Below are 18,857 nucleotides of genomic sequence, written 5' to 3'. Positions count from 1 at the left end.
CACACGGAGTTCACCATGAAACGCATCCTGCCTGCCCTCCTCCTTGCCCTGCTGGGTGTCACCTGCCAAGCCGGCCAGGCCGCCGGCCACTCGGCCGCCTCGGCCGCCTCGAATGCCAGCGCCAACCTCTCCGGCGTGGTCGTCGGCGGCTCGATACTGGCCGTGGCCGCCGGCGGCAGCGTGGTGGTGGCCAGCGCCAGCGCCGTCGCGGAAGGCATCGAACTGGTGCTGGAAAGTACGATCGACGCCAGCCGCGCCACGGTGCGCCTGTCCAGCCGCGCACTGGGCGGGCTCTCGCTCGCGGCCGGCACCACGCTGGAAGTCGTGGGCGCCTCCACCGGCTACGTGCTGGTCATGTCGGGCAAGGCCCTGGCCTTCCTGCCGAACGAAGCGGGCAAGGCGCTGCTGCACCACGCGAGGGCGGCATGAGGCCGCGCACCCTGCTGGCAGCGGCCCTGCTGCTCCCCGCCCTGCTTGCCGCCAGCCTGCCGGCCCGCGCCGGCCAGCCCTGCGAAGAGCGCCCGCTGGCCCCGCACGAGGTGGTGCTGTCGATGGACCTGGCCCAGCGCACCGTGCAGGCGCTGGAGGCCAGCGGCGCCCGGGTGGCACTGGTGGCGCGCGCCGGCCAGGACCTCGGCAAGTATGGCCTGCGCTATTCGCACATGGGCATCGCGGTACGCGAGCATCCGGCCGGCCGCTGGACCGTGGTCCACGCGCTGAACGACTGCGGCTCGGCGGTGTCAGGCTTGTACAACGAAGGGATGGGCAACTTCTTCCTGACCGACCTGGTGCGCCACGACGCCCAGCTCCTGATTCCCGGCCCGCAGCTCCAGGACAGGCTGGCCGCGCTGCTGGCCAGCCGCACCCCGCTGCGCCTGCACGAGCCGCGCTACAACATGCTGTCCTACGTATACTCAACCAGGTACCAGAACTCCAACCAGTGGGTGCTGGAAACCCTGGCCGCCGGGCTGGCCCCGGCGGGACGGGTCGAGACGCGCCAGGAGGCCCAGGCCTGGCTGCGCTCGATCGGCTACCAGCCGCCCACGATCGAGATCCCGGCCGCCGTGCGCCTCGGGGCACGCATGTTCCGCGCCAACGTGGCCTTCGACGACCACCCATTCGAACGCCGCATGGCCGGGCAGATCGACACCGTATCGACCGATGCCGTGCTGCGCATGCTGCGCATGGTCGACCCGCAGGTCGCGGTGCTGCAGCTGCAATGAGGCCGGAGCGCCGTGCTGGGTGTGCGAACTAACCGAAGGGTCTTGACCGAAGGAGTAAGGTAGGGGCTTCGCTCACGAAAGGACGCCCATGGACCTGCACCAGGCAACCCCGATCCGGCTGCGCATCAATGGAGAAGAACGGCGGTTTTCCGTCGAATCCTGGGTGACGCTGCTCGACCTCCTGCGCGAGCGCGCAGGCCTTACCGGCACCAAGAAAGGATGCGATCATGGCCAGTGCGGCGCCTGCACCGTCCTGCTCGACGGCCGGCGCATCAACGCCTGCCTGACCCTGGCGGTGATGCACGACGGCCAGGAGGTCACCACGGTCGAGGGCCTGGCCGATGGCGACGCGTTGCATCCGCTGCAGCAGGCCTTCATCGACTGCGACGCCTTCCAGTGCGGCTACTGCACGCCCGGCCAGCTGTGCTCGGCGGCCGGGCTGATCGCCGAAGGCCAGGCGCAAACGGTCGACGACGTGCGCGAACTCATGAGCGGCAACCTGTGCCGCTGCGGCGCCTATCCCCAGATCACCCGCGCCGTGGCGCAGGTGATGGGCATCGACGACGTGCAGCCGGGAGCATCGAGCCAGCCCGGCAAGCCGTTCACGACCGGTCCGGTGCTCGCATGAACCCGTTCATCTTCAGCCAGGCCAGCGACGTGGACGCCGCGCTGGCGCGCCTGGCGGCTGGCGCGCGCCCGATCGCCGGCGGCACCAACCTGCTCGACCTGGTCAAGGAAGGCGTGATGCAGCCGGGCGAACTGGTCGACATCAACCGCCTGGGCCTGGACCGCATCGAGGCCGAGGAAGGCGGCGGCTTGCGCCTGGGCGCGCTGGCGCGCAACGCCGACACGGCCTACCACCCGCTGGTACGCGAACGCTATCCGCTGCTGAGCGCCGCGATCCTGGCCGGGGCCTCGCCCCAGCTGCGCAACATGGCGACCAACGGCGGCAACCTGCTGCAGCGCACCCGCTGCTACTACTTCTACGACCTGGGCACCCCGTGCAACAAGCGCGCGCCCGGCAGCGGCTGTCCCGCGCGCGAAGGACTGAACCGCCTGCACGCCATCCTCGGCACCAGCGAGCACTGCATCGCCACCCACCCGTCCGACATGTGCGTGGCCCTGCGCGCGCTGGACGCGGTGGTGTACGTGCGCGCGCAAGGCGACGGGCAGCAGGAGCGCAGCATTCCCTTCGCCGACTTCCACCGCCTGCCCGGCGACCAGCCCGAGCGCGACACGACGCTGGAGCCGGGCGAACTGGTCACCCACATCACGCTGCCGGACGCCGCCCGCTTCGCCCGCCATTCGACTTACCTGAAAGTGCGCGAGCGCCTGTCCTATGCTTTTGCACTGGTGTCGGTGGCGGCCGCCCTCGACATCGAAGACGGCCGCATCCGCGCCGCCCGCATCGCGCTGGGCGGGGTGGCGCACAAGCCCTGGCGGGTCGAGGAAGCCGAGGCCGCGCTGGAGGGCAAGGCGCCCGGCCACGACGCCTTCGGCGTGGCCGCCGACATCGTGCTGCGCGGCGCGCGCGGCTTCGGCCAGAACGATTTCAAGCTGACGCTGGCGCGCAACGCCATCGAACAGGCGCTCGGCACCGCCGCGCGCGGGACCGACCATGCGAAGGGAGAAGCACGATGACCGACCTGATTCCGGAACTGCGCACCCCGACCGCGCCCGAAGGCACCGGCCGGGTGCGCAGCGGCATGCCGGTGTCGCGCGTGGACGGCCGCGCCAAGGTGACCGGCGAAGCCCGGTACGCCGCCGAGCACGAGGCGCCGGGCCTGCGCTACGGCGTGGTGGTGAGCGGCACCATCGCGCGCGGGCGCATCACGGCCATCGAGACCGGCGCCGCGCTGGCCGTGCCGGGCGTGGTAGAGGTGCTCACCCACCTGAACCGACCGAAAATCCGCTCCTGGGACCTGGCCTACAAGGACATGACGGCGCCGGGCGGCTCACCCTTCCGCCCCCTGTTCTCGGACCGCATCTTCTACAGCGGCCAACCGGTGGCGCTGGTGCTGGCCGACAGCTTCGAAGCGGCACGCCACGCGGCCCGGCTGGTCGACGTGCGCTACGAGCAGGAAGCGCATGAAACCAATCTCCTCGCCAGCCTCGATCAAGCCTACAAGCCGCGCCCACTGAAGGCCGGCTTCACCCCGCCCAGCTCCACCGGCGACGCCGACAAGGCCTGGAACGAGGCACCGGTGAAGATCGAATCGCAGTTCTACCACGGCGTCGAGCACCACAACCCGATGGAGATGCACGCCACCACGGTGCTGTATGGCGAGGACGGCCACCTGACCATCTATGAAAAGACGCAGAGCTCGCAGAACAACCGCTGGTACGTCTCGCGCGTGTTCGGCCTGCCGAAGGAAAAGGTCACGGTGCGCAACCCCTATGTGGGCGGCGCCTTCGGTTCCGGCCTGCGCCCCCAGTACCAGCTGACCCTGGCCGTGATGGCGGCGCTCAGGCTGGCGTGCCCGGTGCGGGTGGTGCTTACGCGCCAGCAGATGTTCAGCTTCGGCCACCGGCCCGAGACCTGGCAGAAGGTGAAGCTGGCCGCCACCGCGGATGGCAAGCTGAGCGCGATCTTGCACGAGGCGATCCAGGAGACTTCGCGCCTGGAAGACTACGTCGAGGTGGTGGTCAACTGGTCGGGGCAGCTGTACGCCTGCAAGAACATCAAGCTCGGCTACAAGCTGGTGGCGCACGACCGCCACTCGCCGATCGACATGCGCGCGCCCGGGGCCGCGCACGGCATGCATGCGCTCGAAGTGGCGATGGACGAACTGGCCTACCGCCTGCGCATCGATCCGCTCGAATTCCGGCGCATCAACTACGCCGACCGCAACCCGCTGGAAGACAAGCCCTATTCGGCCAAGGAGCTGAGCCAGTGCTACGACAAGGGCGCGGCGCGCTTCGGCTGGAAAGACCGGCCGCTGGAGCCACGCTCGATGCGCGACGGCGAAGAACTGGTCGGCTGGGGCATGGCCACCGGCATGTGGGATTCGCTGGTGATGCTGGCGCGCGTGAGCGCCGTGTTCCATGCGGACGGGCGCCTGGTGGTGAGCAGTGCGGCCTCCGACATCGGCACCGGCACCTATACCGTGATGTCGATGATCGCCGCCGAAAGCCTGGGCCTGCCGCTGGAGCGGGTGACCTTCCAGCTGGGCGACTCGACCCTGCCCTTCGCGCCGGTCGAAGGCGGCTCCTCGCACGTGACGACCGTGGGCGGCGGCGTCCACGGCGCCTGCGACAAGCTCAAGAAGCGCCTGGTCCGGTTGACGAAGTCGATGCCGGGTTCGAAGCTGGCGAAGGCGCGCCCGCAGGACCTGGAATTCGCCGACGGCAAGGTGCAGCTGCGGAACCGGCCCGAGACCGCGGTCCCGCTACGGGATGTCCTGGCCGCCGCCGGTGTCGACCGCGTGGAAGAGAAGTTCTTCATGAAGCCTTCGCTGCTCAAGCAGCGCAAGTACACGCGTGCGGTGCATTCGGCGGTATTCTGCGAAGTGCGGGTCAACGAGAAGCTGGGCATCGTACGGGTGACGCGTGTGGTCAATGCGGTGGCGGCCGGACGCATCATCAGCGCCAAGACCGCCGCCAGCCAGGTGATCGGCGGCGTGGTGTGGGGCATCAGCCAGGCGCTGCACGAGGAAAGCTTCACCGACCACCGGTTTGGCCGGTTCATGAACCACAATTTCGCCGAGTACCACGTGGCGGTGAACGCCGACGTGCACGACATCCAGGTCATCTTCGCCAACGAAGACGACCGCATCGTCAGCGAGCAGCTGGGGGCCAAGGGGGTCGGCGAGATCGGGATCGTGGGGGTATCGGCGGCGATCAGCAATGCGATCTTCCATGCCACCGGGCGGCGCCTGCGCGGCACGCCCATCACGCCGGACAAGATCCTGCTGGGCGAGCACGACGTCCCGGTGCAGGAGCGCTAGCGGCGGGGCCGTTGGCAGCAGGCCACGCCACGCCGCTAGTGCGCCGGGCCCGCAATCCCGCGCACCTCGAAGCGGCTGCTGGACACCACTGCGCCTTCGCCATCGACCAGTTCCAGCCGGTGGTTTCCCACGCGCGGCTGCCAGGCCACCGGTTCGCTCGCCGGGCCGAGTTCGGTGCCGTCCAGGCGCCAGCGCTGTCCGCCCGCCCCCTGGGCCCGGAACAGTACGCGCTCGATCCGGTCGGGGATGTCGGGATCCAGTGCCAGGATGCTGCCGTCGGCCGGATACACGATCTGCGGCGCACGGCGCGCCGCCGGCACCGCTTCGACCAGGGCGGTTTCGGTCCCGCGCAGGAACCATTCATCGCGCGCCGGCTCGTAGGCTGGTGCATACGCGACCCGGGTGCGCACCAGCCCGGGCGGCGGCGCCGGCTCGCGGCCCGGGTGCCCGCGGTGGAGATGGTCCATCACCTCGCGCCAGACCGGCGCCGCGCCCGACACCCCGGACACGTCCCACATCGGCTGGCCATCGAAGTTGCCGACCCAGACCCCGACCGTGTAGCGCTCGCTGTAGCCGAGGCACCAGTTGTCGCGCATGTCCTTGCTGGTGCCCGTCTTGACCGCACTCCAGTAGGCGGTGGCCAGGTCGCTGCGCAGGCCGAAGGTCGGGCTGCGCGCGGCGCGGTCGGCCAGGATGTCGCCCACCACGAAGCTCGCCGCCGGGTCCAGCACCTGCGCCACGGAAGGCGCCTTCGCGCCCGCGCCAAGGCGCAGCGTCGGCACGCCGTGGCGCCCGCCGTTGGCCAGCGTACGGTAGGCATTGGCCAGCTCCAGCAGCGTCACTTCGCCCGCGCCGAGCGCCAGCGCCGGGCCGTAGAAGTCGGCATCCTCGACCAGGGTGCTCAGGCCCAGGGCGCGCAGGCGCGCATGGAAGCGCTCGACGCCCACCAGCAGCAGGCTGCGCACGGCCGGCACATTGAGCGAACTGGCCAGGCTGGTCCGCACGCTGGCGTAGCCGCGGAAGGACCGGTCGTAGTTCTGCGGAACGTAGGCGCCGTCGTCCTGGGCGATGCCGACCGGGCTGTCGTCCAGCAGAGAGGCCGCGCTCAGCACGCGCCGCTCGAGCGCCAGCGCGTACAGGAAGGGCTTCAGGGTGGAACCGGCCTGGCGCGGCGCCGCCACGCCATCGACTTCGCTGGCGCCGGTGTTCGCGACATAGGCCAGCAGTTCGCCGCTGGCATTGTCGATCACGACGGCCGCGCCGTCGCCGACGTTGCGGCCGGCCAGCTCGCGCACGTGGCGCCGCAAGGCGTCCCGCGCCACGCGCTGCACTTCGGCGTCGATCGTGGTGCGCACGCTGCTGCCCGCCCCGCCCAGCAGCCGGCGCAAGGCAGCCGGGGTCGCTGGGCTGGCGACGGGCGCCGGCCGCGCCAGCGCCACCCTGGCGCGCCATGTGATGGCGGCGCACGTCCCGGGCCATGCCAGCTCCGCCGCCAGCTGGCAGGCGCGGCGCGCCACCGCCGTGGGCGCCGCCCCGGGCGCGCGCAGCAGGGCCGCCAGGATCGCGCTTTCCGCCCCATCCAGGCCCGACGGGGCCTTGCCGAACAGCGCCCGCGCCGCGGCGCCGATGCCCTGCAGCTCGCCGCGATAGCTGGCCAGGTTCAGGTAGGCTTCGAGGATCTGCGCCTTGCTCCAGCCGGCTTCGAGGGCGCGCGCCGCCAGTGCCTGGTCCACCTTCTGGGTCCAGCTGCGCCCCTCGCGCGTGGCGCGCAGCGCGGGGTCGAGCAGGCCCGCCAGCTGCATCGTGATGGTCGAGGCGCCGCGCGGGCGCTGGCGCAGCAGGTTGTCCCAGGCCGCCTGTGCGGCCGCCCGCAGGTCGACGCCGCCGTGCTCCATGAAACGTGCGTCCTCGGCCTGCAGCACCGCCGCGCCCAGCGCCGGCGAGATGTCGGCCAGCGCCACCCAGTCCGCGCGGCGGCCCTGCAGGTCGACCCGCAAGCTATCCAGTACCACCCCATGGCGGTCGAGCAGGCGTGCCTCGGACGGCTGCCAGGCGGCGCGCACCTGGGCCGGGGTGGGGACTGCGGCCTGCGCCGGTGCCGCCAGCAGCGCGCACAGTGCCCACGGCGCCCATGGCCCCTTTAGCGCCGATAGCGCCGCGCGCCGCATCAGCGTCCCACCAGCACCGGCGGGTTCGGTGCTTCGCCGAACATCTCGGGGCTGTACATCGCCTCAACCCGGGTCGGCGGCAGGCTGAAGCGCCCTTCGCTGTTCAGGCGCACCGTGTAGTCGATGCTCCAGCTGCCTTTCGGGACGAAGGAATAATAGGCGCGGAAGGCCGCGCTGGTGCGTTCCTCGAAATCCGGCTGGACCCAGCCGCGACGGGCTTCGCCGCCGGTGGCGATGCGCGAATCGCCACCCAGGCCGCTGCCAAGGATACTGGCGCCGGCCGGGACAGGGTCGTCCACCACCACCCAGTTCATGTCGGCCTGCGCCTCCAGCACCAGGCGCACGCGGTAGATGTCGCCACGGCTCCAGGCGTTCGGTCGCGCCTGTTCCACCGGCGTGACCGTGCGCGCGATCCGGTAGCCGCTCGCGAGCGGTCCCTTGAGCGGGATGGCGGCCAGGCTTTGCACCGTGGCCCAGGGCTTGCCGGCGCCCTCGTGCCGGATCTCGAGCCGGGCGGGACCCGCGGGCCATGCCTGCAGCACGCTGGACGGCACACCGCCGCGCCAGGTATTGCCGGCCAGCGTCACGCTGCTGGTGCCGGTGACCGGCACCGCCTCGTACTTGTCCGAGAACTTGCGCATTGCCAGCACGCCCCAGGCATTGGCAAGGGTCGTGCCCCAGTGGCCGCGCTGCTGGCGTCCCAGCGCGCCGCGCGCCATGCGTCCGATGTCGGCCCGCCAGCCGGGATTGTCGAGCATGGCGAGCAGCAGGCGGTTCGCGTTCACGTCGGGCGAGGCCATCAGCCACCACCAGTTGTCGCTGCGCTCGGTCGAAAAGCCCATGCTGGTGCCCTGCAGGTTCAGGCGGGCGCGCAGGATCTGCTGGGCCTGGGCCAGCAGGGACGTGCGCTCCGGCAGCTCCGGCGAGCGCTGCAGCACCAGGTACCAGTCGAGCACGGCCGAAGTCGGCCACAGGTTCGGTTCGATGCGGAATGACTGGAGCCAGGCCGCGCGCACCGGCTGGCGCCGCGACAGCGCTTCCAGCGCGGCCAGCTTGCGCACCGCCAGCTCGCCGGTCCGCAGCCCGCTGCCACGCACGATGCGGCCTTCGACGAAGGCCAGCAGCGCGGCCTCCATGCGCTCGCGCTGCTCGGGCGCGATCGGGTAGCCCGCCTCGGCGCTGACCGACAGCACGTAGGCGGTCAGCGCGTCGTCGCCCTCGCGCATGGGGGCGAAGTATTTCAGCAGGCCGTCGCCGTCGAGGTGGGCCGGGAGCGTCGCCGCCACGGCGCTCCAGCGCTTCGGGTCACCCAGCGCCACCGCCTGCGAAGTGCGCTGCTCGAAACAGGTGTAGGGATAGCGGGCCATGTAGTCGCGCACCCCGTCCAGGCCGCCGGCCAGCTGCGGGCTGAGGCTGGTACGCACGCCGCCCTTGCCAGGCAGCGCATCGGCCGGGCGCTGGACCGGCACCGTCTTCGGTCCGTCGACCTGGACCAGGGTGGCCTGCAGGGTGCGGACCGGCACCGCGGGCGCGACCGCCTGGCTCACGCGCAGGCTGTCGCGCGCCGCGCCTGCGCTGGCGTCGACCTGCCAGCGCAGGCTGACGCCCTGAGGCACCGTCACGTCCCAGAAGAGTTCGCGCGCCGCTCCCGCTTCCAGCCGCAGGGTCTGGACCGGAAGTACCTGGGCCGCGCCGCCATCCGCCGCCATGCTGGCCGCCAGCCGTATGTCGAGCGCAGCCTGGGCCGCATTGCGCACCGTGAAGCCGGCGCGCAGGCGGTCGCCCTCGCGCACCAGCGGCGGCAGGCCGGAGAGCAGCATCAGGTCCTGGGTGCTGCGGATCTCGGCCGCGCCGGTCCCGAACAGTCCGCTGCCGGCGCTGGCGATGGCCACGATCCGGAAGCCGGTCAGCGAGTCGTTCAGCGGCACCTGCACCTCGGCTTCGCCGTTCGCGTCCAGCACCAGCTTGCCCTTCCAGAGCAGCAGGGTGTCGAACAGCTCGCGGCTGGCGGTGCGCCCGCCGCCGCCGCCGTGGGCGACCGACTTGCGGCCGAAGTGGCGCTTGCCGATCACCTGCATCTGCGCGGTCGCGGTCTCGACCTGCTGGCTGCGCGGACGCATCATCGCCTCGAGCAGCTGCCAGCTGTCGTTCGGTTTCAGTTCGAGCAGGCCGGTATCGACCGCCGCCAGCGCCACCTCGGCGCCAGCCGGCAAGGCCTTGCCGTCGGCGCGCGTGACTTTCACCCGTACGCTGGCGCGCTCGCGCACCTTGTACACCTGGCGCGCGGGCAGCACCTGCACCCGCAGTTCATGTGCCGCCCAGCCCACCTTCACCGGCGCGATGCCGAGTTTATAGGCCGGCTTGCCAAGGTCGACCAGCGCGGTCGGCCTGCTTTCCGCCACCCGGCCGCGCACCACCAGCGCCGACACGTAGACGTTGGGCGCATAGTGCGCCTTCATCGGAATCGCGATCGTCGGCTCAAGCGCGGACAGCTGGCGCACATAGGTGTCGAGGATGCCTTCGCGCTCCACGGTCACCAGCACGGTGGCATCGCGGAAGGGCGCACGCACCTGGAAGCGGGCCTCTTCGCCCGGTTCGAAGCGCGGCTTGGCCGGCAGCAGGTCGATGCGGTCGCTGTCGGCGACATCGAACCACGATTCACGCTTGCCTGCCACATACACTTCCTGCTGGCTGACCGCGGCGCGCCCCTGCGCATCCTCGGCACGGGCGCGCAGGATGATCTCGCCTTCGCCCGGCGCCGGCACGTCGCACGACAGCAGGCCCTGGGCATTGGTGCGGCCGCGGCAGCCGCCCGCGATACGCCGGATTTCGCTGCTCGACTCGTAGGCATAGAAGCCGCCCACCAGGCGGCGCCGATGCGACCAGGTGGCGCGCTGGAAGAAGTCGACGCTGGCCTCCACGCCCGGCGCCGGCTTGCCATCCAGGCCCAGCACGGCCACCTGGAACTTCAGGCGCTCGCGGTTCATCCAGTCTTCCGGCTTGATGCCGACCGCAAGCGCCGCCGGCCACAGGGGCACGCGGGTGGAGGCAGTGAGGATCTCGCCGTTCGCGTCCTGCCAGCTCAGTTCGGCAAGCAGGCTGCGCGGGCGGTCGACCCCAGGGAGCTGTCCGACCTCGATGCGCGCACCGCCGTTGCGGTCCAGGACCAGGCGCTGGGTGCGCGCCGCCTCGCCCTGGCGCGCGCCCTCCTGCGCGGGCGCCCCGGCGTCGTCGGCATCCTCGTCAGGCTCGTTGCCCTGTTCGTACCAGCCGTCCTCGTCCTCTTCTCCGCGCTGCGCGATGCCTTCCTTGACGTCGCCACCGCCGAAGTTGAAGCCGTCGAAGCCGTCGAAACTTCCCGGGGTTTGCTCGATTACCGTGCGCAGCGTGACCGGCGTCCTGCCGGCCGGTCCGCCGTTCAGGTAATTCACCTGGGCGTCGAGGGCCAGCGTGCCCGCGGCCACCACCGGCCGGGCCGGTCCCTTGAGCACCGCCTTCATGGTTGGCACCCGGAACTGTTCGACCCGGAATTCGCCCGCCACCTGGTTCCCGATCACGACCTGGTAGGCGCCCAGCTTCGCCGCCTCGGGTATCTTCCACTCGCCGTGGGCCTGGCCGGCCGCGTCCCAGGCCAGCGGCAGCGCGATCTTGTCGCCACTGCCCTGGTGCGCGATCCAGGCCTTGGCCGGCAGCGCGCCGCGCTCGAGCGTCTCCTCGCCCAGGGGGGCATAGCCGGGCACCGGCGTGGGCTCGCCCGCCGCCACCAGCGCCAGGCCGGTGCCGACCCGGCGCCGCAGGAAGTGCTTCATGTGCAGGGTTTCGCCAGCGCGCAGCAGGCTGCGGTCGAACACGGTGGCGACGATGCGGCTGTCCTCATCCAGGCTGCCCTGCGGCAGCTGGAAGCGCCACGGCTCGATGCCCTTCTGCCAGCTCGACAGGGTGAAGGTGAAATCCTCGCCGCTGCGCGCGCTGACGAACAGCTGGTCGCCGCACTTCGCGCGCGGCAGCGCTTCGCGGATATGGGCCACGCCGTCGGGGCCGGTGCTGCCCTGCCACAGCTGGCGCCCGGCGCAGTCGCGCAGCGCCACCCGGGCACCGGCCACAGGACGGCCCTTGTCGAGCGAGGTGACCCATACCAGCGAGGACTCCGCGCCGCGCTTGAGGTGGGCCGCCATGTTGGTGACCAGGGCAGCCGTGCGCACGTAGGCGGTTCCGCGTTTAGCGTTGAGCGCCTTGCCCAGCAGCGGACTGGCCACCTCCACCACATAGAAGCCCGGCTTCTTCAGCGGGATGCCGATCACCTCGAAGGGGCGCCGCCCGCCGGCGCGCGGCAGCGCGAAGCGCTCGATCCGGCCCGGGGCCTTCGGCCCCAGCAGTTGCCGGGTCAGCTTGCCTTCTTCCTGGGTCCAGGGGTCGCGCCCCCAGGGGTTCATGCGGCCCAGCCAGTCCAGCACGTCGGCCTCGCGCTCCACGCGCAGGGTGGCGCCACTGCGCACGGCGGTCGCCAGCGGGGCTTCGACGTTGCGTACCGTGACCGGAAGCAGGCGGTCGCCACGCGCCTCGAGGATGCCGAAAGGCGCGGCGAACTTTACCAACGGCGGCTGGCGATCCACTTTCACGGAAAGCGCGCGCGCCGGCACGGCCAGCGCGCGCCCGGCGTCGTCGCGCAGCGAGGCCGGTACCCGCAGCCGCAGCGTGGCCAGCTCGCCGAACGGGCCGGGGAACTGCACGGCGCTCGCAAAGCCACCCTTCGCCTCCTCGTCCAGCTGGGGCGCGTGGCGCTTGCCGCCGGTTTCTTCCAGCACCAGCTTGCGCAATTCTTCCACCGGCACCGGCGCGCTGAAGGCGACCCGCAAGGGCAGGAAGGGCACGCAGCCGGCGCGCGCATTGGTGCGCTCGCAACTGAGCCAGAGGCGGAAGTCGGGCCGGGTGCGGTAGGCCAGTTCCTGGTCCTGCGCGCTGGCGATGCCGTTCGGTGCCGCCACGCCCGCGCCCCACACCAGGCTCACGCGGGCATCGGCCGGCAGGCTGCGCTTGCACTGCAGGACCGCCACGGGCAGCGGTTCGCCCCGCGCCGCGGCCTGCCTGCCGCGCGCCTTGCCATAGGCCGCCAGGTGGCGGTCGAGGAAGTCGCGGCGCAGGGCCAGCAGGCGGTCACGCTCCTCGCCCTGCAGCTGGCGCACGCCGATCTTCTCGTTGATGCCATCGGCGCGGCACCAGGCATGCGCCGCGATCGAGGCGGGCGTGGCCGGCGCGTCGAGCGCCAGCAGGAAGACCTGGTTCTCGTCGATCTGGCTGCCCTCGTGCGGCTGCATGCGCAGGACCGCCGGACCGCCGGTACTGAAGGAAAAGCTGCGCTGGCCGCCCAGCGGCCGGTCGGCCAGGTCGCGCAGCCCGTCGCGCAGCGTGAAGCGGCAGGCGGTGGCGCCGGGCAGGTCGCGCGCGAAATCGTAGCTCCAGGTACTGGCGTCGATCCAGCGCCCGCTGCCGTCCAGCCGCTCGTCCCCGGCGCGGCAGTCGACGGCGAACGGCGCCTCGGCGCGCAGGTCGCCGAAGGGTGCCACGGGTGCGCTGAAGCGCGCCGTCACCTGGCGCACCGCCTTCACCTGCCCCTCCGGACTGAAGGCGTCGACGGTGGTCGGGACCGCTTCTTGCGCACGGGCGCCATGCGGGTATCCCAGCAACAGCGCGGCGAAGGCCGCAAGCGGCGCCAGTCTGGTCAAGGCAAACATTTTCCCTCCGGGAACAAAACTGCCAAGTTAAGCCGGCACGCCCGGCGCGGGCTTGGCACTGCTCAACAGTAAGACGAGTGTGTCGGGCGCGTAGGATTCTGTCAACAGAATCGGGCCTCGCCAGCGCGGGGCATCCATGCGGGACGCATGCGGCACGCATGGACGTGTAGTTGCATATCAATCAATTTACTGGTACAACAAACCTTGCGTATGCACGCGCTCCATGCCCGCCGGCCGGATGCCTCCCGGCTGGTGTCGTGGCCTGCTTCTGATGTCTTGCGCGTGCCTGCGTTGCCGACTGATCGATCGAATACACCGAGCCAAAGCGAGCCTTGGAGGAGACACCGATGAAAACAGCGTTCCTGCGCACCGTCGCAGCCATTGCCCTGGTGGCCGCGGCATCCGGCAGCCATGCCCAGAACTATCCCGGCAAGACCATTACGATGATCGTGCCTTTCGCCGCCGGCGGACCGACCGACACCGTGGCGCGCCTGGTCGCCCAGTCGATGGGCAACACCCTGAAGCAGCAGATCATCATCGAGAACGTGGGCGGCGCCGGCGGCACCATCGGCGCGGCGCGCGTAGCCAAGGCCGCGCCGGACGGCTACACCCTGTTCCTGCACCACATCGGCCACTCGACCGCACCCGGCCTGTACCGCAAGCTGAGCTACAACGCGATCGACAGCTTCGAGCCGATCGGCATGGTCACCGACGTGCCGATGACCCTGATCGCCAGGAAGGAGTTCCCCGCGAAGGATTTCAAGGAGCTGCTGGCCTACGTGAAGGCCAACAAGGAAAAGGTCACCTATGCCAACGCCGGCCTGGGCTCGGCCTCGCACCTGTGCGGCATGCTGTTCCAGACCGCGATCGGGGTCGACCTGACCACCGTGCCATACAAGGGCACCGGCCCCGCCATGAACGACATGCTGGGCGGCCAGGTCGACCTGATGTGCGACCAGACCACGAATACCACCAGCCAGATCAAGAGCGGCAAGGTCAAGGTATACGGGGTGACGACCAGGCAGCGCCTGGCGGCGATGCCGAACGTGCCGACCATGAGCGAGGCCGGCCTGCCGGGCTTCGAAGTGGCGGTCTGGCATGGCATGTACGCACCGAAGGGCACGCCGAAACCGGTGATCGATACCCTCTCGAACGCGCTGCGCGCGGCCCTGAAGGACCCGACCGTTAAGCAGCGCTTCGCCGACCTCGGCACCGAACCGGTGGCCGACAGCCGCGCCCGGCCGGAAGCCCTGCGCGCGCACCTGAAGGCGGAAATCGACCGCTGGGGTCCGATCATCACCAAGGCCGGCCAGTACGCCGACTGAGCGGCATCCAACGGGGGGCGGGCCGCACGGTCCGCCGCTTTCTCCTGACGCGTGCAACAAGGGGTTCGCAGTGGCTTCCATCATCCGCCATCCGAAGAATTTCTGGATCGGCTTCATTTTTGTGACGTTCGGGCTGGCCGGGGTCTATTTCGGCCGCGAACTCGGCATGGGCAGCGCCGGGCGCATGGGTCCCGGCTACTTCCCCACCGCGCTCGGCTACCTGCTGGCCTTCATCGGCCTGGTCGCCATCGGGCGCTCGTTCTTCGGCCAGGGCGAGGCGGTCGGCCGCTTCCACCTCAAGGACATCCTCATCATCCTGGCCTCGGTGCTGCTGTTCGGCGTGCTGATGCGCGGCGCCGGGCTGGCGGTGGCCGCCTTCGTGCTGGTAATGCTCAGTTCAGTTGCGAGCCGCAGCTTCCGCCCCGGCCCCACCGCCCTGCTGGCGGCCGGCCTGACCCTGTTCGCAGTGCTGCTGTTCGTCAAGCTGCTCGGCTTGCCGATGCCGGTGGTCGGCCCCTGGCTGACGGGAGGCTGAAATGGACATCTTCGCCAACCTCGCGCTCGGCCTGGAAACGGCCTTCACCCTCACCAACCTGTTCTACTGCCTGGTCGGCGTGTTCGTCGGCACCGCGGTCGGCGTGCTGCCCGGCCTGGGCCCGATCGCCACCATCGCGATGCTGCTGCCGGCCACCTTCGGCCTGCCGCCCACCTCGGCCCTGATCATGCTGGCCGGGATCTACTATGGCGCCCAGTACGGCGGCTCCACCACCGCGATCCTGGTCAACCTGCCGGGCGAGTCGTCCTCGGTGGTCACGGCCCTCGACGGCTACCAGATGGCGCGCCAGGGCCATGCCGGCAAGGCCCTGGCCAGCGCGGCCCTGGCCTCCTTCTTCGCCGGCTGCGTCGCCACCGTGCTGCTGGCCCTGTTCGCGCCGCCGCTGGCCGAGCTGGCGCTCAAGTTCGGCTCGGCCGAATACTTCTCGCTGATGGTGCTCGGCCTGGTCGCGGCGGTGGTGCTGGCCAGCGGCTCGCTGCTGAACGCGATCGGCATGGTGCTGCTCGGCCTGCTGCTGGGCCTGATCGGCACCGACGTCAACTCGGGCGCCCAGCGCTATACCTTCGACCTGCCGGAGCTGGCGGACGGCATCAATTTCGTGATCGTCGCGATGGGCATGTTCGGCATCGGCGAGATCATCCGCAACCTGGAACACGACGAGGACCGCAGCCTCCTGATGAAGAAGGTGACCGGCCTGATGCCGACCCGGCAGGACCTGCGCCGCATCGTGGCGCCGGTCCTGCGCGGGACGGCGCTCGGCTCGGTGCTGGGCATCCTGCCGGGCGGCGGCGCCATGCTGGCATCGTTCTCGGCCTATTCGATCGAGAAGAAGGTGTCGCCCAACTCGGCCCAGTTCGGCAAGGGCGCGATCGAGGGCGTGGCGGCGCCGGAAGCGGCCAACAATGCCGGCGCCCAGACCTCCTTCATCCCCATGCTCACGCTCGGCATTCCCTCGAACCCGGTGATGGCGCTGATGATCGGCGCCATGATCATCCAGGGCATCCAGCCCGGCCCGGCGGTAATGACCGACAAGCCGGACCTGTTCTGGGGCCTGATCGTCTCGATGTGGTTCGGCAACCTGTTCCTGGTGGTGCTGAACCTGCCCATGATCGGCCTGTGGGTCAAGATGATCATGGTGCCCTACCACCGGCTGTACCCGGCGATCCTGATGTTCTGTTCGATCGGGGTGTTCAGCCTGAACAACAACCAGTTCGACGTCTACCTGATGGCCCTGTTCGGCCTGTTCGGCTACATCTGCGCCAAGCTGGGCGCCGAACCGGCGCCGATGCTGCTCGGCTACATCATCGGGCCGATGATGGAAGAGCACCTGCGGCGCGCCCTGCTGCTCTCGCACAGCGACCCGACCGTGTTCGTAACGCGCCCCATCAGCGCCACCCTGCTGGCGATGGCGGCGCTGGCGCTCGTGGTCGTGCTGCTGCCGGCGCTGCGCAGGAAGCGCGAGGAAGCCTTCCACGAAGAAGACTGAGGCGCAGCGCGGCGCCTTCAGAACAGGGCGCGCTGCGGACTGGTGAGCCGGGCGAAGCTGTCGCCCAGGAAGGGCAGGATCGCATCGGCCACCGGCTCCAGCTGCTTGTCGAGGTAATGCGCGTAGTCGACCGGCGCCGCAGCGCCGGCGTCGCGCAGTTCCAGCGCCTGCGGTCCGCTCGTCGTCATCACGTAGCGGATCCAGCCGCCCCTGCGGTACTGGGGCGGACGGCCCTGCGCGGCATGGAAGGCGTCCGCCATCTTCGCCGCGCGCACGTGCGGCGGCACGTTGCGCTCGTAGTCGTCGAGCGGGCGGCGCAGGCGCTTGCGGTAGACCAGTAGCGCATCGAGTTCGCCGCGCAGGGTGCGCGCCACGAAGTCGGCCACCCAGGCCGCGTAGGGCTGGCCGGTAAAGACGCGCAGGTAGAGCTCCTGCTGGAACTGCTGCGCCAGCGGCGACCAGTCGCTGCGCACCGTCTCCAGGCCCTTGTACACCACTTCCTGGCTGCCGTCCGCATGCCGCACCAGGCCGGCGTAGCGCTTCTTGCTGCCTTCGTCCGAGCCGCGCACGGTGGGCATCAGGAAGCGGCAGTAGTGGGTATCGAACTCGAGTTCCAGGCTGGAGGCCAGTCCGTACTCCTGCTCCAGGTGGGCGCGCCACCAGCCGTTCACGCGCTGTACCAGCGCCTGGCCGATCCGCTCGGCGTCTGCATGCGAATGCGGTGCGCCGAGCCAGACGAAGGTGGAATCGGTGTCGCCGTAGATCACGGCATAGCCCTGCTCCTCGATCAGCGCGCGGGTGCGGTGCATGATCTCGTGCCCGCGCAGCGTGATCGACGAGGCCAGGCGCGGGTCGAAGAAGCGGCAGGCCGGGGTGCCGAGCACGCCGTAGAAGGCGTTCATGATGATCTTCAGCGACTGCGACAGCGGCGCGTTCCGTTCGCGCTTGGCGGCCTCGCGTCCTTCCCACACCTGGCGCACGATGTCGGGCAGGCAGTGGCGGCTGCGCGAGAAGCGCGCGCCGCGAAAGCCCGGCACGGTCGCCTCCTCCGGTTCGGCCAGGCCCGCCACCAGGCCGACCGGGTCGATCAGGAAGGTCCGGATGATGGATGGGTACAGGCTCTTGTAGTCGAGCACCACCACCGAGTCGTACAGGCCGGAGCGCGAGTCCATCACGAAGCCGCCCGGGCTGTCGCCGGCCGCGACGTCGCCGATGTTGGGCGCGACAAAGCCCTGGCGGTGCATCAGCGGCATGTAGCGGTGCTCGAATGCCGCCACCGAGCCGCCGCTGCGGTCCACGGCCAGGCCGGTGACGCTGGCCCGCTCCAGCAGGAAGCGGATCAGCTCCGTCTTCTCGAAGATGCGGGTGACCAGCTCGCAGTCCTTTAGGTTGTAGTAGGCCAGCGCCGCCTTGTCCTCGGCGAACATGCGGTTGATCTCGTCCATGCGGCTGTAGGGATTGTCGATCGCCTTGCCTTCGCCGAGCAGGGTTTGCGACACCGCCTCCAGGCTGAACGAGGGGAAGCTGTAGCTGGCCGAGCGCAGCGCCTCGATGCCGTCGATGACCAGGCGGCCCGCGATCGACACGAAGAAGTGCTCCGAGCGGCCATGCGCGCGGGTCGAAATCGCGCTGCCGTCGCGTCCCAGGCGCAGCGGGCGCCCGGCCCGTTCGGCCGCCTGCACCAGCATGCGCAGGTCGAACTGGATGACGTTCCAGCCGATGATCGCATCCGGATCGTGTTCCCGTACCCAGGCTTCGAGCCGCTCGAGCAGTTCCACGCGGCTGGCGCAGTAGTCGAGCCGGAAATCCCGCTCCGGTGCCGTTGCCGGCGGCGCCTCGTCCGGCTCACCCAGCATGTAGACCTGGCGCTGGCCACAGCCCTGCAGGCCGATGCAATATAGTTCGCCGTGCTGGTTGGTCTCGATGTCGAGCGAGACGAGGCGCAGGCGCGGACGGTAGCCGCCGTCCGGCCTGAGCTGGGCCTCGCGCACTAGGGCCGGGTCGCGCGCGTCGGGCGTGCCGTGCACCAGGACCGGCGCGGTGATGAAGCGCTCCATCAGGTAGCGCTCGGGCGGGCGCACGTCGGCTTCGTAGACGGCGACCCCGAATTCGCGCAGGCGCTTCTCCAGCCGCAGCAACTGGCGGTAGTGGCGGCAGTACAGTCCCAGCACCGGACGGTGGTGGAAGTCGCACAGGGCCAGTTCGCGCAGCTCCCAGCCCGGCGGCTCGCCGTGCAGCGCAAGTTCGGCAGCCGCGCGCTGCTCGAGCGGCAGGAAGGCGACCGCGGTCTGCGCCGCCAGCCGCACCCGGCGCGGACCCTGGTCGGTGGCGATCCAGTACTCGACCTCGAGGCCCGAATCCAGGTCGCGCCAGTGGCGCGTCAGCAGGAAGCCCTGCAGCGGTGCGGCATCCATGGGAGG

General features: G+C 70.4%; 11 protein-coding genes. 8 read left to right on the top strand and 3 right to left on the bottom strand.

Going from position 1 to position 18,857, the window contains the following annotated elements; translation table 11 throughout:
* The first annotated feature begins 15 nt into the window (after nt 1-15).
* The 5 genes from LE190_RS06840 to LE190_RS06820 all read left to right on the top strand — a co-directional run bounded on the left by LE190_RS06840 (nt 16) and on the right by LE190_RS06820 (nt 5,170).
* Nucleotides 16-429, top strand: coding sequence for a hypothetical protein (locus tag LE190_RS06840; protein WP_225237976.1), 414 nt, complete (start codon nt 16-18; stop codon nt 427-429).
* The gene (locus LE190_RS06835; protein ID WP_225237975.1) at nt 426-1,223 is read left to right on the top strand and encodes a DUF2145 domain-containing protein; all 798 of its coding nucleotides are present in this window, start codon (nt 426-428) and stop codon (nt 1,221-1,223) included. Before LE190_RS06840 ends, LE190_RS06835 begins: the two co-directional genes overlap by 4 nt.
* An 88-nt stretch (nt 1,224-1,311) precedes the next feature.
* Complete coding sequence (locus LE190_RS06830) at nt 1,312-1,851, top strand: (2Fe-2S)-binding protein (RefSeq protein ID WP_225237974.1); 540 nt, start codon at nt 1,312-1,314, stop codon at nt 1,849-1,851.
* Nucleotides 1,848-2,864, top strand: coding sequence for an FAD binding domain-containing protein (locus tag LE190_RS06825; RefSeq protein WP_225237973.1), 1,017 nt, complete (start codon nt 1,848-1,850; stop codon nt 2,862-2,864). The genes LE190_RS06830 and LE190_RS06825 overlap by 4 nt, the downstream gene beginning before the upstream one ends.
* Nucleotides 2,861-5,170: a xanthine dehydrogenase family protein molybdopterin-binding subunit gene (locus LE190_RS06820; RefSeq protein ID WP_225237972.1), complete on the top strand. Its 2,310-nt coding sequence runs from the start codon at nt 2,861-2,863 to the stop codon at nt 5,168-5,170. The genes LE190_RS06825 and LE190_RS06820 overlap by 4 nt, the downstream gene beginning before the upstream one ends.
* A 35-nt stretch (nt 5,171-5,205) precedes the next feature.
* Here LE190_RS06820 and pbpC read toward each other — a convergent pair whose 3' ends face one another.
* Nucleotides 5,206-7,338: a penicillin-binding protein 1C gene (gene pbpC / locus LE190_RS06815; protein ID WP_225237971.1), complete on the bottom strand. Its 2,133-nt coding sequence runs from the start codon at nt 7,336-7,338 to the stop codon at nt 5,206-5,208.
* Nucleotides 7,338-13,070, bottom strand: a complete 5,733-nt coding sequence (locus tag LE190_RS06810) for an alpha-2-macroglobulin family protein (protein WP_225237970.1) — start codon at nt 13,068-13,070, stop codon at nt 7,338-7,340. The genes pbpC and LE190_RS06810 overlap by 1 nt, the downstream gene beginning before the upstream one ends.
* 347 nt (nt 13,071-13,417) lie before the next feature.
* Between LE190_RS06810 and LE190_RS06805 the strand changes: the two genes are divergently transcribed.
* The 3 genes from LE190_RS06805 to LE190_RS06795 all read left to right on the top strand — a co-directional run bounded on the left by LE190_RS06805 (nt 13,418) and on the right by LE190_RS06795 (nt 16,437).
* Nucleotides 13,418-14,395, top strand: coding sequence for a tripartite tricarboxylate transporter substrate binding protein BugD (locus LE190_RS06805; protein ID WP_225237969.1), 978 nt, complete (start codon nt 13,418-13,420; stop codon nt 14,393-14,395).
* 70 nt (nt 14,396-14,465) lie between these two features.
* A complete protein-coding gene (locus LE190_RS06800) occupies nt 14,466-14,930 on the top strand; it encodes a tripartite tricarboxylate transporter TctB family protein (RefSeq protein WP_225237968.1) in 465 nt (154 codons plus the stop codon).
* 1 nt (nt 14,931) lies between these two features.
* Nucleotides 14,932-16,437 (top strand): tripartite tricarboxylate transporter permease, encoded by a 1,506-nt coding sequence (locus tag LE190_RS06795; protein ID WP_225237967.1) that lies wholly within the window; start codon nt 14,932-14,934, stop codon nt 16,435-16,437.
* Between the two features lie 17 nt (nt 16,438-16,454).
* On the opposite strand, the gene LE190_RS06790 is transcribed toward LE190_RS06795, so the two are convergent.
* Nucleotides 16,455-18,851, bottom strand: a complete 2,397-nt coding sequence (locus tag LE190_RS06790) for a DNA polymerase II (RefSeq protein ID WP_225237966.1) — start codon at nt 18,849-18,851, stop codon at nt 16,455-16,457.
* Nucleotides 18,852-18,857: the final 6 nt, after the last annotated feature.

It is taken from the genome of Massilia hydrophila (genome assembly GCF_020208145.1).
Lineage (GTDB): Bacteria > Pseudomonadota > Gammaproteobacteria > Burkholderiales > Burkholderiaceae_D > Telluria > Telluria hydrophila.
The sequence above is the reverse complement of the archived record's forward strand: the minus strand, read 5'-3'. Positions and strand labels throughout refer to the sequence as shown.

What these genes read in the sequence shown, in the direction of transcription:
- LE190_RS06840 (WP_225237976.1), top strand. Translation starts at nt 16, where the DNA reads ATGAAACGCATCCTGCCTGCCCTCCTCCTTGCCCTGCTGGGTGTCACC.
- LE190_RS06835 (WP_225237975.1), top strand. Translation starts at nt 426, where the DNA reads ATGAGGCCGCGCACCCTGCTGGCAGCGGCCCTGCTGCTCCCCGCCCTG.
- LE190_RS06830 (WP_225237974.1), top strand. Translation starts at nt 1,312, where the DNA reads ATGGACCTGCACCAGGCAACCCCGATCCGGCTGCGCATCAATGGAGAA.
- LE190_RS06825 (WP_225237973.1), top strand. Translation starts at nt 1,848, where the DNA reads ATGAACCCGTTCATCTTCAGCCAGGCCAGCGACGTGGACGCCGCGCTG.
- LE190_RS06820 (WP_225237972.1), top strand. Translation starts at nt 2,861, where the DNA reads ATGACCGACCTGATTCCGGAACTGCGCACCCCGACCGCGCCCGAAGGC.
- pbpC (WP_225237971.1), bottom strand. Translation starts at nt 7,338, where the DNA reads ATGCGGCGCGCGGCGCTATCGGCGCTAAAGGGGCCATGGGCGCCGTGG.
- LE190_RS06810 (WP_225237970.1), bottom strand. Translation starts at nt 13,070, where the DNA reads ATGTTTGCCTTGACCAGACTGGCGCCGCTTGCGGCCTTCGCCGCGCTG.
- LE190_RS06805 (WP_225237969.1), top strand. Translation starts at nt 13,418, where the DNA reads ATGAAAACAGCGTTCCTGCGCACCGTCGCAGCCATTGCCCTGGTGGCC.
- LE190_RS06795 (WP_225237967.1), top strand. Translation starts at nt 14,932, where the DNA reads ATGGACATCTTCGCCAACCTCGCGCTCGGCCTGGAAACGGCCTTCACC.
- LE190_RS06790 (WP_225237966.1), bottom strand. Translation starts at nt 18,851, where the DNA reads ATGGATGCCGCACCGCTGCAGGGCTTCCTGCTGACGCGCCACTGGCGC.